Source organism: Streptomyces sp. A2-16 (assembly GCF_018128905.1).
In the GTDB taxonomy this organism is placed as follows: Bacteria; Actinomycetota; Actinomycetes; order Streptomycetales; family Streptomycetaceae; genus Streptomyces.
Map to the genome: position 1 here is coordinate 7,416,030 of NZ_CP063808.1, position 18,940 is coordinate 7,434,969.

Annotated in this window: 17 protein-coding genes; 10 read left to right on the forward strand and 7 right to left on the reverse strand. The window is 70.9% G+C overall.

Annotated elements, in window-relative coordinates; translation table 11 throughout:
• Positions 1-42: 42 nt before the first annotated feature.
• From IOD14_RS33360 to IOD14_RS33375, 4 genes are read left to right on the forward strand one after another with little or no spacing between them, the layout of a single operon-like run.
• Positions 43-786, forward strand: a complete 744-nt coding sequence (locus IOD14_RS33360) for an enoyl-CoA hydratase family protein (RefSeq protein ID WP_212672294.1) — start codon at positions 43-45, stop codon at positions 784-786.
• Complete coding sequence (locus IOD14_RS33365) at positions 783-1,598, forward strand: CoA transferase subunit A (protein ID WP_212672295.1); 816 nt, start codon at positions 783-785, stop codon at positions 1,596-1,598. The genes IOD14_RS33360 and IOD14_RS33365 overlap by 4 nt, the downstream gene beginning before the upstream one ends.
• Positions 1,595-2,311 carry a CoA-transferase gene (locus IOD14_RS33370; RefSeq protein ID WP_212672296.1) on the forward strand — a complete coding sequence of 239 codons (717 nt, stop codon included), beginning with the start codon at positions 1,595-1,597 and terminating at the stop codon, positions 2,309-2,311. The genes IOD14_RS33365 and IOD14_RS33370 overlap by 4 nt, the downstream gene beginning before the upstream one ends.
• Complete coding sequence (locus tag IOD14_RS33375; RefSeq protein ID WP_123988533.1) at positions 2,311-3,360, forward strand: nitronate monooxygenase; 1,050 nt, start codon at positions 2,311-2,313, stop codon at positions 3,358-3,360. The genes IOD14_RS33370 and IOD14_RS33375 overlap by 1 nt, the downstream gene beginning before the upstream one ends.
• Here the strand turns inward: IOD14_RS33375 and IOD14_RS33380 are convergent.
• The 3 genes from IOD14_RS33380 to IOD14_RS33390 are packed head-to-tail and all read right to left on the reverse strand — an operon-like array spanning position 3,344 to position 5,938.
• A complete protein-coding gene (locus IOD14_RS33380; protein WP_212672297.1) occupies positions 3,344-4,501 on the reverse strand; it encodes an acetyl-CoA C-acetyltransferase in 1,158 nt (385 codons plus the stop codon). The two genes, IOD14_RS33375 and IOD14_RS33380, sit on opposite strands and share 17 nt — an antisense overlap.
• Positions 4,502-4,524: 23 nt before the next feature.
• On the reverse strand, positions 4,525-5,139 hold the full coding sequence (locus IOD14_RS33385) for a TetR/AcrR family transcriptional regulator (protein ID WP_123988535.1): 615 nt from the start codon (positions 5,137-5,139) through the stop codon (positions 4,525-4,527).
• A gap of 13 nt (positions 5,140-5,152) precedes the next feature.
• Positions 5,153-5,938: an SDR family oxidoreductase gene (locus IOD14_RS33390; RefSeq protein ID WP_123988536.1), complete on the reverse strand. Its 786-nt coding sequence runs from the start codon at positions 5,936-5,938 to the stop codon at positions 5,153-5,155.
• 48 nt (positions 5,939-5,986) lie between these two features.
• Between IOD14_RS33390 and IOD14_RS33395 the strand changes: the two genes are divergently transcribed.
• Together IOD14_RS33395 and IOD14_RS33400 are read left to right on the forward strand one after the other, a co-directional pair.
• Complete coding sequence (locus IOD14_RS33395; protein ID WP_212672298.1) at positions 5,987-7,126, forward strand: acyl-CoA dehydrogenase family protein; 1,140 nt, start codon at positions 5,987-5,989, stop codon at positions 7,124-7,126.
• Positions 7,126-8,091: an acyl-CoA dehydrogenase family protein gene (locus IOD14_RS33400; RefSeq protein ID WP_212672299.1), complete on the forward strand. Its 966-nt coding sequence runs from the start codon at positions 7,126-7,128 to the stop codon at positions 8,089-8,091. The genes IOD14_RS33395 and IOD14_RS33400 overlap by 1 nt, the downstream gene beginning before the upstream one ends.
• Here the strand turns inward: IOD14_RS33400 and IOD14_RS33405 are convergent.
• Positions 8,066-9,706: a cytochrome bc complex cytochrome b subunit gene (locus IOD14_RS33405; RefSeq protein WP_212672300.1), complete on the reverse strand. Its 1,641-nt coding sequence runs from the start codon at positions 9,704-9,706 to the stop codon at positions 8,066-8,068. The two genes, IOD14_RS33400 and IOD14_RS33405, sit on opposite strands and share 26 nt — an antisense overlap.
• 176 nt (positions 9,707-9,882) lie before the next feature.
• Between IOD14_RS33405 and IOD14_RS33410 the strand changes: the two genes are divergently transcribed.
• Positions 9,883-10,800, forward strand: coding sequence for a rhomboid family intramembrane serine protease (locus IOD14_RS33410; protein WP_212672301.1), 918 nt, complete (start codon positions 9,883-9,885; stop codon positions 10,798-10,800).
• The gene (locus IOD14_RS33415; protein ID WP_249126118.1) at positions 10,797-11,729 is read left to right on the forward strand and encodes a chitosanase; all 933 of its coding nucleotides are present in this window, start codon (positions 10,797-10,799) and stop codon (positions 11,727-11,729) included. The genes IOD14_RS33410 and IOD14_RS33415 overlap by 4 nt, the downstream gene beginning before the upstream one ends.
• On the opposite strand, the gene IOD14_RS33420 is transcribed toward IOD14_RS33415, so the two are convergent.
• On the reverse strand, positions 11,714-12,001 hold the full coding sequence (locus IOD14_RS33420) for a hypothetical protein (protein WP_249126119.1): 288 nt from the start codon (positions 11,999-12,001) through the stop codon (positions 11,714-11,716). The genes IOD14_RS33415 and IOD14_RS33420 overlap by 16 nt on opposite strands.
• A gap of 59 nt (positions 12,002-12,060) precedes the next feature.
• Between IOD14_RS33420 and IOD14_RS33425 the strand changes: the two genes are divergently transcribed.
• Positions 12,061-12,402, forward strand: coding sequence for a hypothetical protein (locus IOD14_RS33425; protein WP_212672302.1), 342 nt, complete (start codon positions 12,061-12,063; stop codon positions 12,400-12,402).
• On the forward strand, positions 12,399-12,572 hold the full coding sequence (locus IOD14_RS33430) for a hypothetical protein (protein ID WP_212672303.1): 174 nt from the start codon (positions 12,399-12,401) through the stop codon (positions 12,570-12,572). Before IOD14_RS33425 ends, IOD14_RS33430 begins: the two co-directional genes overlap by 4 nt.
• A gap of 99 nt (positions 12,573-12,671) precedes the next feature.
• On the opposite strand, the gene IOD14_RS33435 is transcribed toward IOD14_RS33430, so the two are convergent.
• Together IOD14_RS33435 and gltB are read right to left on the reverse strand one after the other, a co-directional pair.
• On the reverse strand, positions 12,672-14,132 hold the full coding sequence (locus IOD14_RS33435) for a glutamate synthase subunit beta (protein WP_123988542.1): 1,461 nt from the start codon (positions 14,130-14,132) through the stop codon (positions 12,672-12,674).
• Positions 14,125-18,732 (reverse strand): glutamate synthase large subunit, encoded by a 4,608-nt coding sequence (gene gltB / locus IOD14_RS33440; protein ID WP_123988543.1) that lies wholly within the window; start codon positions 18,730-18,732, stop codon positions 14,125-14,127. The genes IOD14_RS33435 and gltB overlap by 8 nt, the downstream gene beginning before the upstream one ends.
• Between the last annotated feature and the right edge of the window lie 208 nt (positions 18,733-18,940).

An 18,940-nucleotide genomic window follows, 5' to 3' on the forward strand; every position in this document is an offset into this window, starting at 1 on the left:
TTCACCTAACAAACGTTTGGTGGAAAGGTAGCTGATGCGGCCATGGGTGTCTCCACCTCGTCCCCGGAAAAGGGGATCGTCCTGGTCCAGGTCGACTTCCCGCCGGTGAACGCCCTGCCGGTGGACGGCTGGTTCGCCCTGGCGGACGCCGTGCGCGCGGCGGGCCGCGATCCGCAGGTCAGGTGCGTGGTCCTGGCGGCCGAGGGACGTGGCTTCAACGCGGGCGTGGACATCAAGGAGATCCAGTCGCGCGGCGCGGCCGCCCTCGTCGGCGCCAACCGCGGCTGCTTCGAGGCCTTTTCGGCGGTGTACGACTGCGAGGTGCCCGTGGTGGCGGCCGTGCAGGGGTTCTGCCTGGGCGGGGGTGTCGGCCTGGTGGGCAACGCGGATGTGATCGTGGCGAGCGAGGACGCCACCTTCGGCCTGCCCGAACTGGACCGCGGGGCCCTCGGCGCGGCCACGCACCTGGCCCGCCTGGTCCCCCAGCACCTCCTGCGCGCCCTCTACTTCACCTCCCGCACGGTCACCGCCGCCGAACTGCACCGGCACGGCGCGGTGTGGAAAGTCGTCCCGAGGGGCGAACTCGCCGCCACGGCCCTGGAGTCGGCCCGCGAGATCGCCGCCAAGGACGGCGAACTCCTGCGCCTGGCCAAGGCCGCCATCAACGGCATCGACCCGGTCGACGTCCGCCGCAGCTACCGCTACGAGCAGGGTTTCACCTACGAGGCGAGCGTCAGCGGGGTCGCCGACCGGGTCCGTGACAGGTTCGGCAGGGAGGCCGAGTGAGCGACAAGACCATGACGGCCGACGAGGTCGTCTCCAGGCTGCACAGCGGCATGACCCTCGGCATCGGCGGCTGGGGTTCCCGCCGCAAGCCGATGGCCCTGATCAGGGCGTTGCTGCGCTCCCCGGTCACCGACCTCACGGTCGTGTCGTACGGCGGCCCGGACGTCGGCATGCTGGCCGCCGCCGGACGCATCCGCAAGCTCGTCGCCGCCTTCGTCACCCTCGACTCGATCCCCCTCGAACCGCACTACCGGGCGGCCCGCGAGGCCGGCGCCTTCGAGCTCATGGAGATCGACGAGGCGATGTTCATGTGGGGCCTGCACGCGGCCGCCCACCGGCTGCCGTTCCTGCCGGTGCGGGCCGGGCTCGGCTCGGACGTCATGCGGGTCAACCCGGGCCTGCGGACGGTGACTTCGCCGTACGACGACGGGGAGACGTTCGTCGCCGTGCCCGCCCTGCGCCTGGACGCGGCCCTGGTCCACGTCAACCGCGCCGACCGGCAGGGCAACGGACAGTACCTGGGCCCCGACCCCTACTTCGACGACCTCTTCTGCGAGGCGGCGGACACGGCGTACCTCTCGTGCGAACGGGTCGTCGACACCGCCGAGCTGACGAAGGAGGCGGGCCCGCAGACGCTGCTGGTGAAACGGCACACCGTCACGGGCGTGGTCGAGGCCCCGAACGGCGCCCACTTCACGTCCTGCGCGCCCGACTACCCCCGGGACGAGGCGGCCCAGCGGGAGTACGCGACCACCCCCTGGCCGGAGTACGCCGAGCGCCACCTCTCCGCACCGGAAGGGGCCGGCTCATGACCGTCACCCGGGCCGAGTACTGCGTGATCGCCTGCGCCGAGGCGTGGCGGGACGACGGGGAGGTGCTGGCCAGTGCCATGGGGCTGATCCCGTCCCTCGGTGCCCGGCTCGCCCGGCGGACCTTCTCCCCCGACCTCCTCATGACCGACGGGGAGGCCCTGCTCGTGGGCGTCGACGGCACCGTGGAGGGCTGGCTGCCCTACCGGCAGCACCTCGCCCTGGTCACCGGCGGCCGACGGCACGTGATGATGGGCGCGAGCCAGATCGACCGGTACGGCAACCAGAACATCTCGTGCATCGGCGACTGGGCGCGGCCGAAGCGCCAGTTGCTCGGGGTGCGGGGCGCACCGGTCAACACCCTGAACAACCCGACCAGTTACTGGGTGCCGAGGCACTCCCGGCGCGTCTTCGTGGAGAAGGTCGACATGGTGTGCGGGGTGGGGTACGACCACGCGGACGGCGCCCCTCACCACCGTATCCCCCGGGTCGTCTCCGACCTGGGCGTCTTCGACTTCGCGACCCCGGACCACTCGATGCGGCTGGCGTCCGTGCACCCGGGGGTCACCGTGGAACAGGTGCGGGAGGCCACCGGCTTCGAGCTGGTGGTCCCGGACGAGGTGCCGCGCACCCGTGAACCGACCGCGCGGGAGCTCCGGTTGATCCGCGAGGTGATCGATCCGCGCGACACCCGGTCCGGGGAGGTCGGCGGCTGATGGAGACCGCGCTCACCCGGCTGGTCGGGGTGCGCCACCCGATCGTGCAGACCGGGATGGGGTGGGTGGCGGGACCGCGCCTGGTCTCGGCCGCGGCGAACGCGGGGGCGCTCGGCATCCTGGCCTCCGCGACCATGACCCTCGACGGACTGCGCGAGGCGGTGCGGGAGGTCAGGTCCCGTACGGACGCGCCCTTCGGGGTCAATCTGCGGGCCGACGCGGCGGACGCCGGCGACCGGGTGCGGGTGATCATCGAGGAGGGGGTGCGGGTGGCGTCCTTCGCCCTCGCGCCCTCCGCCGAGCTGATCGGCGAGCTCAAGGAGGCGGGGGTGGTCGTCGTCCCGTCGGTAGGGGCCCGGCGGCATGCCGAGAAGGTGGCCGCGTGGGGCGCGGACGCGGTGATCGTGCAGGGCGGGGAGGGCGGCGGGCACACCGGGGAGGTGGCGACGACGGTCCTGCTGCCGCAGGTGGTGGACGCGGTGGACATCCCGGTCGTGGCGGCGGGGGGTTTCTTCGACGGGCGGGGTCTGGTCGCGGCACTGGCGTACGGGGCGGCGGGCGTCGCCATGGGCACCCGTTTCCTGCTCACCTCGGACTCGACGGTGCCGGACGCGGTGAAGGCGCGCTATCTGGCGGCGACGGTCAAGGACGTGACGGTGACCCGGGCGGTGGACGGCCTTCCGCACCGCATGCTCCGCACCGATCTGGTGAGCGCGCTGGAGAGCTCCGGGCGGGCCAGGGCCTTTTGGCACGCGCTGAGGAGAGCGGCCGGCTTCCGCAAGCTGTCCGGTCTGAGCTGGCGGGAGCTGGCCCACGACGGCCTCGCGATGCGCCACGGCAAGCAACTGTCCTGGAGCCAGGTGCTCCTCGCCGCGAACACGCCCATGCTGCTCAGGGCGGCGATGGTGGACGGCCGTACGGATCTCGGGGTCATGGCCTCCGGGCAGGTCGCCGGGGTGATCGGCGACCTGCCGTCGTGCGCGGAGCTGGTGGACCGGATCATGAAGGAGGCGGAGGAGACACGAGAACGGCTCACAGCCGCTCGATGATCGTCACGTTCGCCTGTCCCCCGCCCTCGCACATCGTCTGCAGCCCGAACCGCCCGCCGGTGCGCTCCAGTTCGTGCAGAAGCGTGGTCATCAGCTTCACGCCCGTCGCCCCCAGCGGGTGCCCGAGGGCGATCGCGCCGCCGTTGGCGTTGACCTTCTCCGGATCAGCGCCCGTCTCCTTCAGCCAGGCCAGCACGACCGGGGCGAAGGCCTCGTTGATCTCGACGAGGTCGATGTCGTCGATGGACAGGCCGGTCTTCTTCAGGGCGTGCGCGGTGGCCGGGATGGGGGCGGTGAGCATGCGGATGGGGTCCTCGCCGCGCACGGAGAGGTGGTGCACGCGCGCGCGAGGCGTCAGACCGTGTTCGCGCACCGCCCGCTCCGATGCCAGCAGCATCGCCGCCGCCCCGTCGGAGACCTGCGAGGAGCAGGCCGCGGTGATGGTGCCGCCCTCGATCACCGGCTTGAGACCGGCCATCTTCTCCAGGGACGTGTCCCGTCGCGGGCCCTCGTCGACCGTGACGGAGCCGTGGGCCACCGTCTCCCGCTCGAAGCGGCCCTCGTCGATGGCCCGCAGTGCCCGCCGGTGCGAGCGGAGCGCGAACTCCTCCTGGTCCTCGCGGCTGATCCCCCACTTCCCTGCGATCATCTCGGCACCGACGAACTGGTTCACCGCCCGGTCCCCGTACCGGGCCCGCCACCCCTCGCTGCCCGCGAAGGGGCCCTGGGTCAGCCCGAGCGGTTCGGCGGCCTGCCGGGTCGCGAAGGCGATCGGGATCATCGACATGTTCTGCACCCCGCCGGCGACCACCAGGTCCTGCGTCCCGGAGAGCACGCCCTGCGCGGCGAAGTGCACGGCCTGCTGCGAGGACCCGCACTGCCGGTCCACGGTCACCCCGGGCACCTCCTCGGGCAGCCCGGCCGCGAGCCATGCGGTCCGCGCGATGTCCCCGGCCTGCGGCCCTACCGCGTCCAGGCACCCGAAGACGACGTCCTCGACGGCCGCGGGGTCGACCCCGGCCCGCTCGACGACCGCCTTCAGCACATGTGCGCCCAGATCGGCCGGGTGGACCCCGCTCAGTCCTCCCCCGCGCCGCCCGACGGGCGTACGGACCGCTTCGACGATGTAGGCCTCGGCCATGGCAACTCCCTCATCCGTAAGGGCTATTCGCGTACAGCGATCCCGTCCAGCACCATCGACAGGTACTGCCGGGCGATCTCCTCCGGGCTGTGCTGTCCGCCGGGCCGGTACCAGGACGCGGCGACCCACACGGTGTCGCGCACGAACCGGTAGGTCAGCCGGACGTCGAGGTCGGCCCGGAACACCTCGGCCGCGACCCCGCGCTCCAGCGTGGACAGCCAGGCCTTCTCGAACCTGCGCTGCGACTCGGCGAGGAACGCGAACCGCTCCTGCGCCACCAGCTGCTTGCTCTCCTTCTGGTAGATCGCGACGGCGGCGCGGTGCCGGTCGATCTCCCGGAACGACTCGGTGACCAGGGCCTCCAGCGTCTCGCGCGGGCCGAGTTCGGCGCCCAGGACGGCGTCGTAGCCGCCCCAGAGCTCGTCGAGGAAGGTCCGCAGGATCTCCTCCAGCATCGATTCCTTGGAGTCGAAGTGGTAGTAGAGGCTGCCCGCGAGCATGCCCGCGTGGTCGGCGATCTTGCGTACGGTCGTGGCGTTGTAGCCCTGCTCGGCGAAGACCTCGGCGGCGGTGTCGAGGAGTTCACGGCGGCGGGCCGGGGCTGCCGCGCTCACCTGGGGCTTCTTCTTGGTCGGCACATCGTCCATTGTCCTAGGCGTGTTGGCTGCTGACGGCGACGACCTCGCCGGTCATGTACGAGGAGTAGCCGGACGCCAGGAACACGATCACGTTGGCCACCTCCCAGGGCTCGGCGTACCGCCCGAAGGCCTCGCGCGCGGTGAGCTCCTCCAGCAGTTCGGCCGAGGTCACCTTGACCAGGTGGGGGTGCATGGCGAGGCTCGGGGAGACGGCGTTGACCCGCACGCCGTACTCGGCCGCCTCCAGCGCCGCGCACCGGGTCAGGGCCATGACCCCGGCCTTCGCGGCGGCGTAGTGCGCCTGCCCCGCCTGTGCGCGCCAGCCGACGACGGAGGCGTTGTTGACGATCACCCCGCCACCGGAGTCCCGCATCAGCCGCAGGGCGGCGCGGGTGCACCGGAAGGTGCCGTTCAAGGTCACGTCCAGGACCCGGGACCACTGTTCGTCGGTCATGTCGACGAGCTGCGAGGTCCCGCCCAGACCTGCGTTGTTGACGACGACGTCCAGCCGTCCGTGCTCCCCGACGGCCGCGTCGAACAGCGCGCGCACCTGTGTCTCGTCGGTGACGTCGCAGGCGACGGCCGACACCGCTCCCGGGAACTCTCGTGCGAGCTCTGCCTCGTACTCCTTCAGTCGCCGCGCGTGCGCGTCACTGATCAGTACGCGTGCGCCCTCCTCCAGGAAGCGGCGCGCGGTCGCCCCGCCGATGCCCGCGCCGGCGGCCGCGGTGATGACGGCGGTGCGTCCCTTCAGCAGTCCGTGCCCCGGCTCGTACACCGGACTCTCGACGCCTGTCATGGCGCCACGCTAACCTACCAAACACTTGTTAGGGAAGGACGGGTGTCCATGGATCTGGCGTTCACGCAGGAGGAAGAGGCCTTCCGTGCCGAGGCCCGCGCGTGGCTGCGCGCGCATGTGCCCGCCTCCCCGCTGCCCTCCCTGGAGACCGAGGAGGGCTTCGCCGCCCACCGCGCGTGGGAGGCGGAGCTCGCCGCGGACCGCTGGTCGGTGGTCAACTGGCCGACGGCGTACGGCGGCCGGGACGCGGGGATCGTCGACTGGCTGGTCTTCGAGGAGGAGTACTACGCGGCCGGAGCGCCCGGGCGCGTGGGCCAGAACGGCGTCAGCCTGCTCGCCCCGACCCTCTTCGACCACGGCACCGAGGAGCAACGCGCGCGCGTGCTGCCGTCGATGGCGACCGGTGAGGTGGTCTGGGCACAGGCATGGTCGGAGCCGGAGGCGGGCTCGGACCTGGCGTCCCTGAGGTCCAAGGGGGTGCGCACGCAAGGGGGTTGGCTGCTGACCGGGCAGAAGACGTGGTCCTCCCGGGCCGCCTTCGCGGACCGCGCCTTCGGGCTCTTCCGCACCGACCCGGACACCCCGAAACCCCATCAGGGGCTGACGTACCTGATGTTCGACCTGCGTGCCCCCGGTGTCACCGTCCGCCCGATCCGCCGCCTCGACGGGAAGCCGGCCTTCGCCGAGCTCTTCCTGGACGAGGTGTTCGTGCCGGACGAGGACGTCATCGGCGAGCCCGGCCGGGGCTGGCGGATCGCGATGTCGACGGCGGGCAACGAACGGGGCCTGATGCTGCGCTCCCCGGGCCGCTTCCTCGCCGCCGCCGACCGCCTTTTCGCCCGGTGGGAGTCCCTGGGCCGCCCGCAGGACACCCGCACCCGGGTCGCGGACGCCCTGATCGGCGCCCGCGCCCACCAGCTCTTCACCTACGCGGCCGCCGCCCGCTTCCTGGACGGCGACCCGCTCGGCCCGGAGTCCAGCCTCAACAAGGTCTTCTGGTCCGAGTACGACATCGCGCTCACCGAGACGGCGCTGGATCTGCTGGGCGAGGAGGGCGAACCGGCGGACACGGACTGGGCCGAACGCTATGTCTTCGCCCTGGCCGGCCCCATCTACGCCGGCACGAACGAGATCCAGCGGGACATCATCGCCGAACGCCTGCTGGGCCTGCCGAAGGGACGCCGCTGATGCGCTTCCTCCTCGACGCCGAGCAACGGGACTTCGCCGACTCCCTGGACGCGATGCTGACAGCAGCGGACACACCGGCGGTGGTCCGGGACTGGAGCCGGGGGAATCACGCGAGCGGCCGCGCGCTGTGGCGCCGTGTCGCCGACGCCGGGGTGTTCGCACTGGCGGTACCGGAAGCCTACGAGGGACTGGGCCCACGCCCTCTGGAACTGGTCGTCGCCTTCGTGGAGTTGGGCCGCCACGCGGTACCGGGCCCCCTGGTGGAGACGGTGACGGCGGCGACACTGCTCGCCTCGCTGGACGACCCCGGCCCGGCGAAGCGGCTGCTGCCGTCGCTGGCCTCGGGCGAGTCGACGGCGACCCTGGCCACAGGCCGGTACGCCCTGGACGGTGACGCGGCCGACATCCGTCTCTCCCTGACCGCCGAGGGGCTGCGTCTCGCTCCCGGCCACGGCCCCGTGCGTCCCTCGCTCGACCCCGCCCGCCGCCTCACCCCGCTCGACCCCGGTGGCGAACTGCTCACCCCGCACCCCCCGTCGGCGGACGCCCTCAGGACGGCCCGCCTCATCACCGCCGCCCAGGCCCTCGGCACAGGTCTCGCCCTCCTCGACAAGACCGTCGCCTACGTCGGGCAGCGCACCCAGTTCGGCGCCCCCATCGGCTCCTTCCAGGCGGTCAAGCATCAACTCGCCGACGCGAAGATCGCGTTGGAGTTCGCCCGTCCCCTCCTCCTCGGCGCCGCCCTGACGATGACCGCGAAGGACGTGGCCGCCGCCAAGGTCACGGCCTGCGAGGCGGCGTACCGGACGGCCCGCACCGCGCTCCAACTGCACGGCGCGATCGGATACACGGCGGAGTACGACCTGTCCCTGTGGCTCACCAAGGCCCGTGCGCTGCGCACCGCTTGGGGCACCCCCGACGAGTGCCGCGAGACGGTGCTCAGTGGTGGTGGTCGCCGCTGGTGACCTCCCGGTGCTCCTCCACCGTCGGCTTCGGGATCCGGCTGTCGGGCCCGAACATCGCCCGCGCGAGTCCGGCCCGCATCCGCTGGGAGAGCCTGACCGGCCGCCGCACCCCGTTGGCATCGACGAGCGGCCCGATCTCGTACGGCGGTTCCTGCTCGTGCTGGGTGAGGGTGTGCAGCTGCTCCTGCGCGAGGGGCTCGTGCACCTCGACGTACTCGCCGTGCGGGAGCCGCCTGATGGTGCCGGTCTCCCGGCCGTGCAGCACCTTGTCCCGGTCCCGGCGCTGGAGCCCGAGACAGATCCGCTTGGTGACGATGAAGGCGAGCACCGGCACCACGAACACGGAGACCCGCACGAACCAGGTGATCGCGTTGATCGACAGATGCAGATGCGTGGCCACGATGTCGTTGCCGCCGCCGATCAGCAGCACCACGTACAGGCTCAGCCACGCGACTCCCAGCCCGGTGCGGACGGGCGCGTTGCGCGGCCGGTCCAGGATGTGGTGCTCACGTTTGTCTCCGGTGACCCACGCCTCGACGAAGGGGTACAGCCCGATCGCGAGCAGGATCAGCGGGAAGAGCGAGAAGGGGATGAAGACACCGGGTTCCAGCGTGTGGCCCCAGAAGTTGATCTCCCATCCCGGCATCACCCGGATCAGCCCTTCGGAGAAGCCGAGGTACCAGTCGGGCTGGGCGCCGGTGGTCACCAGCTGCGGGCTGTAGGGGCCGAACGCCCACACGGGGTTGATCTGGGCGAGTCCGCCCATGAGCGCCAGCACGCCGAAGGTCAGGAAGAAGAAGCCGCCCGCCTTAGCCATGTAGACCGGCAGGAAGGGCATGCCGACCACGGACCTGTTGTCGCGTCCCGGCCCCGGGTACTGGGTGTGCTTGTGGTAGAAGACCAGGATCAGATGGGCGACCACCAGGCCGAGCATGATCCCGGGCAGCACCAGGACATGAATGGGGAAGAGCCTCGGGATGATGTCGTGGCCCGGGAACTCGCCGCCGAACAGGAAGAACGACAGATACGTCCCGACGATCGGGATCGACAGGATCGCCCCGTCGGCGAAGCGGATGCCGGTGCCGGACAGCAGGTCGTCGGGGAGGCTGTAGCCGGTCAGTCCGGTGATGATGCCGAGGAACAGCAGGGTCCAGCCGAACACCCAGTTGAGCTCGCGCGGCTTGCGGAAGGCGCCGGTGAAGAACACCCGCATCATGTGCACGAGCATTCCGGTCACGAAGACGAGGGCCGCCCAGTGGTGGATCTGCCGGATCAGCAGACCGCCGCGCACGTCGAAGCTGATGTCGAGCGTGGACTCGTACGCCCTGGTCATCACCACGCCGTTGAGGGGCTCGTAGGAGCCGTGGTAGACGACCTCGACCCCGCTGGGCTCGAAGAACAGCGTGAGGTAGACGCCGGTGAGGATCAGGATGAGGAAGCTGTAGAGACAGATCTCGCCCAGCATGAACGACCAGTGGTCCGGGAACACCTTGCGCATGTTGGCCTTGGCCAGCGCGTACAGGCCGAGCCGTCCGTCGGCCCAGTCGGCGAGCTTCTCGCCCTTGCCGGCCCCTGGCCCACCAGTCCGTTCGTTCACCGATCGCGCGCCGTCCATACGTCGTCGCCTCCCCGTCGGATCACCCTCAGCGTGGCACGGCCGTACGGCGAAGCCAACGGGGCGGACACCGACTCCGGCCCCGGCGCGGTCCGCCCTCACCCAGGTTCGCTATTTTGTTCGCCGCAGCCCCACCGGCTCGACCATCACCCCTGTCACTCCGAGGAGAGCCGGCTGTGGAACCCGAATCCGCCGTCACCACCTGTTATCGCCATCCCCGGGTGGAGTCCCATGTCCGCTGCACCCGCTGCGAGCGGTACATCTGCCCGGACTGCATGCGGGAGGCGGCGGTCGGCCACCAGTGCCCGGAGTGCGTGCGGGAGGGGGCGCGGTCGGTGCGGCAGGCCCGGACCGCGTTCGGCGGGCGGATCTCGGCCGTCCCCCTGGTGACGTACGTCCTCATCGGCCTCAATGTGCTCGCCTACCTCGGCGAGCTGGTGCGCCCGGCGATCGTGGACCGGTTCGAGATGCTGGGGGCCGGGCTGGTGGGCCCGGACGGCGGCCACTACGAGTGGCAGGCCTCCTATCCTTCCGACTTCCATGCCGATGGTGTCGTCGACGGCGAGTGGTACCGGCTGCTGACCGGGGCGTTCCTGCATCTGCCGCCCACCGAGGGCACGTTCGGGATCCTGCACATCGTGATGAACATGGTGTCGCTGTGGAACATCGGCCGGGTGGTGGAGGCCCAGCTCGGCCGGGTCCGCTATCTCGCCCTGTACCTGCTCTCCGCGCTCGGCGGTTCGGTCCTCGTCCTGCTGGTCGCGCCCACCACACCCACGCTCGGCGCGTCCGGCGCGATCTTCGGGCTCGGCGCCGCCTACTACGTGCTGGCCCGCCGTCTCGGCGCCGACATGGCGCAGGTCAACCGGTTCATGGCGGGTCTGCTGCTGTGGCTGGTGGTCTCGGCGTGGGCGACGTCCTGGCAGGGTCACCTCGGCGGCCTGCTCGCCGGAGCCGTCGTCACCCTCGCCTACGCGTACGCTCCCCGGGACGGCCGTCGCGCCCTGGTGCAGGCGGGAGCATGCGCGGTACTGCTGATGGTGCTCCTGGTGTCCGCCTGGGCCAAGGTCACCGAACTGACGGGAATCCGGTGAAACGCCTCCGCCTGCTGCTCCTCGCGGCCGTCCCCGTGATCGCCACGGCGTCGGTGTACCTCCTCGCGCCCGAGGACTCCGGTGCCGGCCGGGCCGGGCCCGATCTCTCCACCGCGTACCGGGCGCAGGCGGCCGAGAACGCCGAGGACGCGGAGGGCGCCAAGACCTGGGCGGAGCAGACGAGGAGCGCGTCCTACGAGCAGGTCATCGGCGACGTCCCGCCGGGGCTGGCCGCCCCCGCCGGGAAGGAGCTCGCCCAGAAACTCGTGGCCAGCGCCGAGAACTCCACCCTCGACTGGCGCAGCGCCTACGCCTACATCGAGGACATCGGCGACGGACAGGGCTACACGGCCGGCCTCATCGGCTTCTGCACGGGCACCCACGACCTGCTCACCCTCGTCGAGCGCTACACGAAGGCCCACCCCGGCAACGGCCTCGCCCGGTACCTCCCGGCCCTGCGCGAGGTCGACGGCAGCGACTCCCACGAGGGCCTGGACCCGGGCTTCACGGCCGCGTGGAAGGCGGAGGCCCGGCAGCCGGCCTTCCGGAAGGCCCAGGACGCGGAGCGCGACCGGGTCTACTTCGACCCCGCGGTCCGCCTCGCCAAGCTCGACGGCCTGGGCGCGCTCGGCCAGTTCGTCTACTACGACGCCATGGTCTTCCACGGCCCCGGCACCGACGCCACCAGCTTCTACGGGATGCGCGAACGCGCCCTGGAGAAGGCCGACAGCCCGACCGGGGGCGGCTCCGAGAAGGCCTACCTGGAGGCCTTCCTGGACATCCGCCGGGCCGCGATGAAGACGCGGGACGCGGACATCGACACCTCCCGTGTCGACACGGCCCAGCGGCGGTTCCTCGACGAGGGGAACCTGGACCTGAGGACGCCGCTGGAGTGGCAGGTGTACGGGGAGACCTACCGGGTGCCCTGAGCGGGGCCCCACTTCTCCCGCAGCACCGCCTCCGCGGGCTTTCCGTGCGGGGTGCAGGCGAGCCGGGCCGGGGTCTCACCACTGCCGGGCCAGTCGTCCCACATCCACCAGCACACGCCCGCCCACCAGTCCCGCCCGGTGAAGGAGTCCAGCAACGCCCGGTAGGCGGCCGCCTGTTCGTCGGGGGCGGCCCGGCCGCTGACGGTCCAGGAGTACGGGACGGTCGTGGCCCCGCGCGGTCTCCCTGAGCCGCTGCCAGGGCGAGGGCCCACCGCCGAAGCCGTGGATCGACGGCACGACCCACGGCCGCTGGCTGTCGGTGTTCAACGGCATGGGCACCAACCACGGTGACGACGGCTCGCTCCGGCTCTCCCCCGTGGCCGCCGAGGACCCCGGCACCACCCACGCCGGGCTGGTGGTGAGCACCGCCTCCTGCACCGACGTACGGTACGAGGCGCGGACGCGGACCCTGAAGCAGCTGCGCTCCCCCAAGCCGAACCCCTGGGAAGTGCCGTGGCTGGTCCGGGCGTACACCGACCCAGAGCACTTCTACTACGTCACCCTCAAGCCGAACGGCTGGGAACTGGGCAAACGCGATCCCGCCTGTCCGGGGGCCGGCGCTTCCTGGCGACGGGCCGGACACCGTACCCCGTCGGCCGGTGGTACGACGTGACGGTCGTCCAGCGCGGCGCGGTCCTGTCCGTCGCGGTGGACGGGCAGCCGGTGGTGACGTTCACCGACACCGAACTCCCCTACACCCGGGGCCGGGTCGGCGCGTACAGCGAGGACGCGACGGTGGAGTTCGAGGCCCTGGAGGCCGTTTCGGGCCGAACTCCCCGCTGACATGGCGACGGTGCCCGCCCCTCGTCCGGTCGGGGACTGGGAGGGCGGGCACCGTCAGCGTTCCGTACGCCGTTGTACGGGACGTTTCTTGACCGGTCGTCAGACCATCAGCGAACGGTCCGTCGGCCGGATCGGTGCGGGCAGTTCGCTCGCGCCGGTCAGGAAGCGGTCGCAGCCGCGGGCGGCCGAGCGGCCCTCCGCGATCGCCCACACGATGAGCGACTGGCCGCGGCCCGCGTCACCGGCGACGAAGACGCCGGGGACGTTGGTCTGGAAGTCGGCGTCGCGGGCGATGTTGCCGCGCTCGTCGAGCTCCAGGCCGAACTGCTCGACCAGGCCGTTCTCCCGGTCGGTGCCGGTGAAGCCCATCGCGAGGGTGACCAGCTGGGCGGGGATCTTGCGCTCGGTGCCCGGCTTCGGGGTCAGCCTGCCGTCGATGAACTCGACCTCGCTCAGGTGCAGCCACTGGACGTTGCCGTCCTCGTCGCCCTCGAAGTGGGTCGTCGAGACGGAGTAGACCCGCTCGCCGCCCTCCTCGTGCGCGGAGGTGACCTTGTAGAGCATCGGGAAGGTCGGCCAGGGCTGGTTGGCGTTCCGCTCCTCGCCCGGGCGGGGCATGATCTCCAGCTGCGTGACCGAGGCCGCGCCCTGGCGGTGGGCGGTGCCCACGCAGTCGGCGCCGGTGTCGCCGCCGCCGATGACCACGACGTGCTTGCCCTCGGCCGAGATCGGAGCGGTGACGTAGTCGCCTTCCTGGACCTTGTTGGCCAGGGGCAGGTACTCCATGGCCTGGTGGATGCCCTTGAGCTCGCGGCCGGGGACCGGGAGGTCACGCGCGGTGGTGGCGCCGGCGGCGATCACGACGGCGTCGTAGCGCTTCTTGAGGTCGGTCGCCTTGAGGTCGCGGCCGATCTCGATGCCGGTGCGGAAGCGGGTGCCCTCCGCGCGCATCTGCTCGATACGGCGGTTGATGTGCCGCTTCTCCATCTTGAACTCGGGGATGCCGTACCGGAGGAGGCCTCCGATGCGGTCCGCGCGCTCGTAGACGGCCACGGTGTGACCGGCCCGGGTGAGCTGCTGGGCGGCGGCGAGACCGGCCGGACCCGAGCCGATCACGGCGACGGTCTTGCCGGACAGGCGCTCCGGGGCCTGCGGCTCGACGTCACCGCTGTCCCACGCCTTGTCGATGATCGAGACCTCGACGTTCTTGATGGTCACGGCCGGCTGGTTGATGCCGAGCACACACGCCGACTCGCAGGGAGCCGGGCACAACCGCCCGGTGAACTCCGGGAAGTTGTTCGTGGCGTGCAGCCGCTCCGAGGCGGCCGCCCAGTCCTCGCGGTAGGCGTAGTCGTTCCACTCGGGGATGAGGTTCCCGAGCGGACAGCCGTTGTGACAGAACGGGATGCCGCAGTCCATGCAGCGGCTGGCCTGCTTGCTGATGATCGGCAGCAGGGAGCCGGGGACGTAGACCTCGTTCCAGTCCTTCAGACGTACGTCGACGGGGCGGGACTTGGCGACCTCACGGCCGTGGTTCAGGAAGCCCTTCGGGTCAGCCATTGATCGCCGCCTCCATCATCTTCTCGGTGATCTCGGACTCGGAGAGTCCCGCCTGCTCGGCGGCGTCCTTGGCGGCGAGCACTGCCTTGTACGTGCTGGGGATGATCTTGCTGAAGCGGTCCACGGCGGTGTCCCACTCGGCCAGGAGCTTCTCGGCGACCGTGGAACCGGTCTCCTCCTGGTGGCGGCGCACCACGTCGTGCAGCCACTGCTTGTCGGTGTCGTCGAGCGCCTCCACGGCGTCCACGTTGCCGACGTTGACGTTGTCCCGGTCGAGGTCGATCACGTAGGCGATGCCGCCGGACATGCCGGCCGCGAAGTTGCGGCCCGTCTCGCCGAGGACCACCGCGTGACCGCCGGTCATGTACTCGCAGCCGTGGTCGCCCACGCCTTCCGAGACGACCGTCGCGCCGGAGTTGCGGACGCAGAACCGCTCACCGGTACGGCCGCGCAGGAACAGCTCGCCGCCGGTCGCGCCGTAGGCGATGGTGTTGCCCGCGATCGTCGAGAACTCGGCGAGGTGGTCGGCGCCCCGGTCGGGACGGACGACGACCCGGCCGCCGGAGAGGCCCTTGCCGACGTAGTCGTTGGCGTCGCCCTCCAGGCGCAGCGTGACACCGCGCGGGAGGAAGGCGCCGAAGGACTGGCCTGCCGAGCCGGTGAAGGTGATGTCGATGGTGTCGTCGGGCAGGCCCGCGCCACCGAACTTCTTCGTCACCTCGTGGCCGAGCATGGTGCCGACCGTGCGGTTGATGTTGCGGATCGCGACCTGGGCGCGCACCGGCTGGGCGTCGGTCGCCGAGTCGGCGGCCAGGGCGTCGGCGGCGAGCTTGATGAGCTCGTTGTCGAGCGCCTTCTCCAGGCCGTGGTCCTGCTCGATGACCTGGTGCAGCGCGGCACCCTCGGGCAGTTCGGGCACGTAGAACAGCGGAGCCAGGTCGAGGCCCTGCGCCTTCCAGTGGTTGACGGCCCGCTCGACGTCGAGCGTCTCGGCGTGGCCGACGGCCTCCTCGATGGAGCGGAAGCCCAGCTCGGCGAGGATCTCGCGGACCTCTTCGGCGATGAACTTGAAGAAGTTCACGACGTACTCGGCCTTGCCGGTGAACCGGTCGCGCAGGACCGGGTTCTGGGTGGCGATGCCGACCGGGCAGGTGTCCAGGTGGCAGACGCGCATCATGACGCAGCCGGAGACGACGAGCGGCGCGGTCGCGAAACCGAACTCCTCGGCGCCGAGCAGCGCGGCGATGACGACGTCACGGCCGGTCTTGAGCTGGCCGTCGGTCTGGACGACGATGCGGTCGCGCAGGCCGTTGAGCAGCAGGGTCTGCTGGGTCTCGGCGAGACCGAGCTCCCAGGGGCCACCCGCGTGCTTCAGGGAGGTGAGCGGGGAGGCGCCCGTACCGCCGTCGTGGCCGGAGATGAGCACCACGTCCGCGTGCGCCTTGGACACACCCGCCGCGACCGTGCCGACGCCGACCTCGGAGACCAGCTTCACGTGAATCCGCGCCTGCGGGTTCGCGTTCTTCAGGTCGTGGATCAGCTGGGCCAGGTCCTCGATCGAGTAGATGTCGTGGTGCGGCGGCGGGGAGATCAGGCCGACGCCGGGGGTGCTGTGCCGGGTCTTGGCGACCCAGGGGTACACCTTGTGGCCGGGCAGCTGGCCGCCCTCGCCGGGCTTGGCGCCCTGGGCCATCTTGATCTGGATGTCGTCCGCGTTGACCAGGTACTCGGAGGTCACACCGAAGCGGCCGGAGGCGACCTGCTTGATCGACGAACGCCGCGCCGGGTCGTACAGCCGGTCCGCGTCCTCGCCGCCCTCACCGGTGTTGGACTTGCCGCCCAGCTGGTTCATGGCGATGGCGAGGGTCTCGTGCGCCTCCTTGGAGATGGAGCCGTACGACATGGCGCCGGTGGAGAAGCGCTTGACGATCTCGGAGACGGGCTCGACCTCGTCCACGGAGATGGACGGGCGGTCCGACTTGAAGCCGAAGAGCCCGCGGAGCGTCATCAGCCGCTCGGACTGCTCGTTCACGCGGTCCGTGTACTTCTTGAAGATGTCGTAGCGGTTGGCCCGCGTCGAGTGCTGGAGGCGGAAGACCGTCTCCGGGTCGAACAGGTGCGGCTCGCCCTCGCGGCGCCACTGGTACTCGCCGCCTATCTCGAGCGCGCGGTGCGCGGGCGCGATGCCGGAGGCGGGGTACGCCTTGGCGTGCCGGGCGGCGACCTCCTTGGCGACGACGTCGATGCCGACGCCGCCGATCTTGGAGGCGGTGCCGCTGAAGTACTTCTGGACGAAGCCCTCTTCGAGACCGACGGCCTCGAAGACCTGGGCGCCGCGGTAGGAGGCGACGGTCGAGATGCCCATCTTCGACATGACCTTGAGGACACCCTTGCCCAGGGCGTAGATCAGGTTGCGGATGGCCTGCTCGGGCTCCAGGCCGTTCAGGAAGGTGCCCGCGCGCAGGAGGTCCTCGACGGACTCCATGGCGAGGTACGGGTTCACGGCCGCGGCGCCGAAGCCGATCAGCAGGGCGACGTGGTGGACCTCGCGGACGTCACCGGCCTCGACCAGCAGGCCCACCTGGGTGCGCTGCTTGGTGCGGATGAGGTGGTGGTGGACGGCCGCGGTGAGCAGCAGCGACGGGATCGGCGCGTGCTCGGCGTCGGAGTGGCGGTCCGACAGCACGATCAGCCGGGCGCCGTTCTCGATGGCGGCGTCGGCCTCCGTGCAGATCTCCTCGATGCGCGCGGCGAGGGAGTCGCCGCCGCCGGAGACCCGGTACAGGCCGGAGAGGGTCGCGGCCTTGAAGCCGGGCATGTCGCCGTCGGCGTTGATGTGGATGAGCTTGGCCAGCTCGTCGTTGTCGATCACCGGGAAGGGCAGCACGACGGAGCGGCAGGAGGCGGCGCTCGGGTCGAGCAGGTTGCCCTGCGGGCCCAGCGAGGAGCGCAGCGAGGTGACGAGCTCCTCGCGGATCGCGTCCAGCGGCGGGTTGGTGACCTGCGCGAACAGCTGGGTGAAGTAGTCGAAGAGCAGACGCGGACGCTCGCTCAGCGCGGCGATCGGCGAGTCGGTGCCCATCGAACCGATCGGCTCGGCACCGGCCTTGGCCATCGGCGCGAGGAGGATGCGGAGCTCTTCCTCGGTGTAGCCGAAGGTCTGCTGACGGCGGGTGACCGAGGCGTGGGTGTGCACGATGTGCTCGCGCTCGGGCAGGTCGCCGAGCTCGATCTCGCCGGCCTCCAGCCACTCCGCGTACGGCTGCTCGGCGGCGAGGCCGGCCTTGATCTCGTCGTCCTCGATGATGCGGTGCTCGACGGTGTCGACGAGGAACATCCGGCCCGGCTGGAGGCGGCCCTTGCGGACCACCTTGGCGGGGTCGATGTCGAGGACGCCGACCTCGGAGCCGAGGACGACGAGGCCGTCGTCGGTGACCCAGTAGCGGCCGGGGCGAAGGCCGTTGCGGTCCAGGACCGCGCCGACCTGCTTGCCGTCGGTGAAGGTGACACAGGCCGGGCCGTCCCAGGGCTCCATCAGGTTGGAGTGGAACTGGTAGAAGGCGCGGCGGGCCGGCTCCATGGAGTCGTGGTTCTCCCACGCCTCCGGGATCATCATCAGCACGGAGTGCGGCAGCGAACGGCCGCCCAGGTGCAGGAGTTCGAGGACCTCGTCGAAGGACGCCGAGTCGGAGGCGTCCGGCGTACAGATCGGGAAGACGCGCTCGATGGCCTCGCTGTCGTTGCCGAACAGATCGGAGACCAGCTGCGATTCACGGGCCGCCATCCAGTTGCGGTTGCCCTTGACGGTGTTGATCTCACCGTTGTGCGCGACGAAGCGGTACGGGTGGGCGAGCGGCCACGACGGGAAGGTGTTCGTGGAGAACCGGGAGTGCACGAGCGCGATCGCGGAGGCGAAACGGCGGTCGGACAGGTCCGGGAAGAAGGGCTCGAGCTGACCGGTGGTCAGCATGCCCTTGTAGACGATGGTGCGCGCGGACAGCGAGGGGAAGTAGACGTCGACCTCGCGCTCGGCGCGCTTGCGCAGCACGAACGCCTTGCGGTCGAGCGAGATGTCCGTCGCGGGCACGGCGGAAGCGTCGCTGACGAAGATCTGGCGGAAGGCCGGCATCGTCGAGCGGGCGGTGGCGCCGAGCAGCTGGGGGGCGACCGGGACCTCGCGCCAGCCGAGGACGGTGAGGCCCTCCTCGGCGGCGATCGTCTCGATCTTCGAGATGGCGTCCTCGGTGCCGTCCTCCGGCAGGAAGGCGATACCGACGGCGTACGCGCCGGCCGCGGGCAGTTCGAAGCCGGCGACCTCGCGGAAGAAGGCGTCCGGAACCTGGGACAGGATGCCCGCGCCGTCACCCGAGTCGGGCTCGGAGCCGGTGGCACCGCGGTGCTCCAGGTTGCGCAGAACCGTGAGCGCCTGCTCGACCAGCGCATGGCTCGCCTCGCCGGTGAGGGTGGCCACGAAGCCGACGCCACAGGCGTCCTTTTCGTTGCGGGGGTCGTACATACCCTGCGCAGCAGGGCGAGCATCCATGAACGACCACTTCTGGCCACTCGTGGAGTGCTGGGACGGCTGGCGCGGCGTACGCATCGGCTCTCCCGTCGTCGTCAATTGGCATATTCAGCTTGCCGAGGGACGACGTTGGCCCTCTGCGTGAGCGCAAAATTTCGTGCAGGTTACATGATGGAGCGGATCTCGGGAACCGGATACTCCGTTCCAACATGCGGACGCCACGCGGTGCGAGGGGGGTGTCGCACACGTGGCTTGAAGTATGTGGGGACCGAAACGGACCGATCGG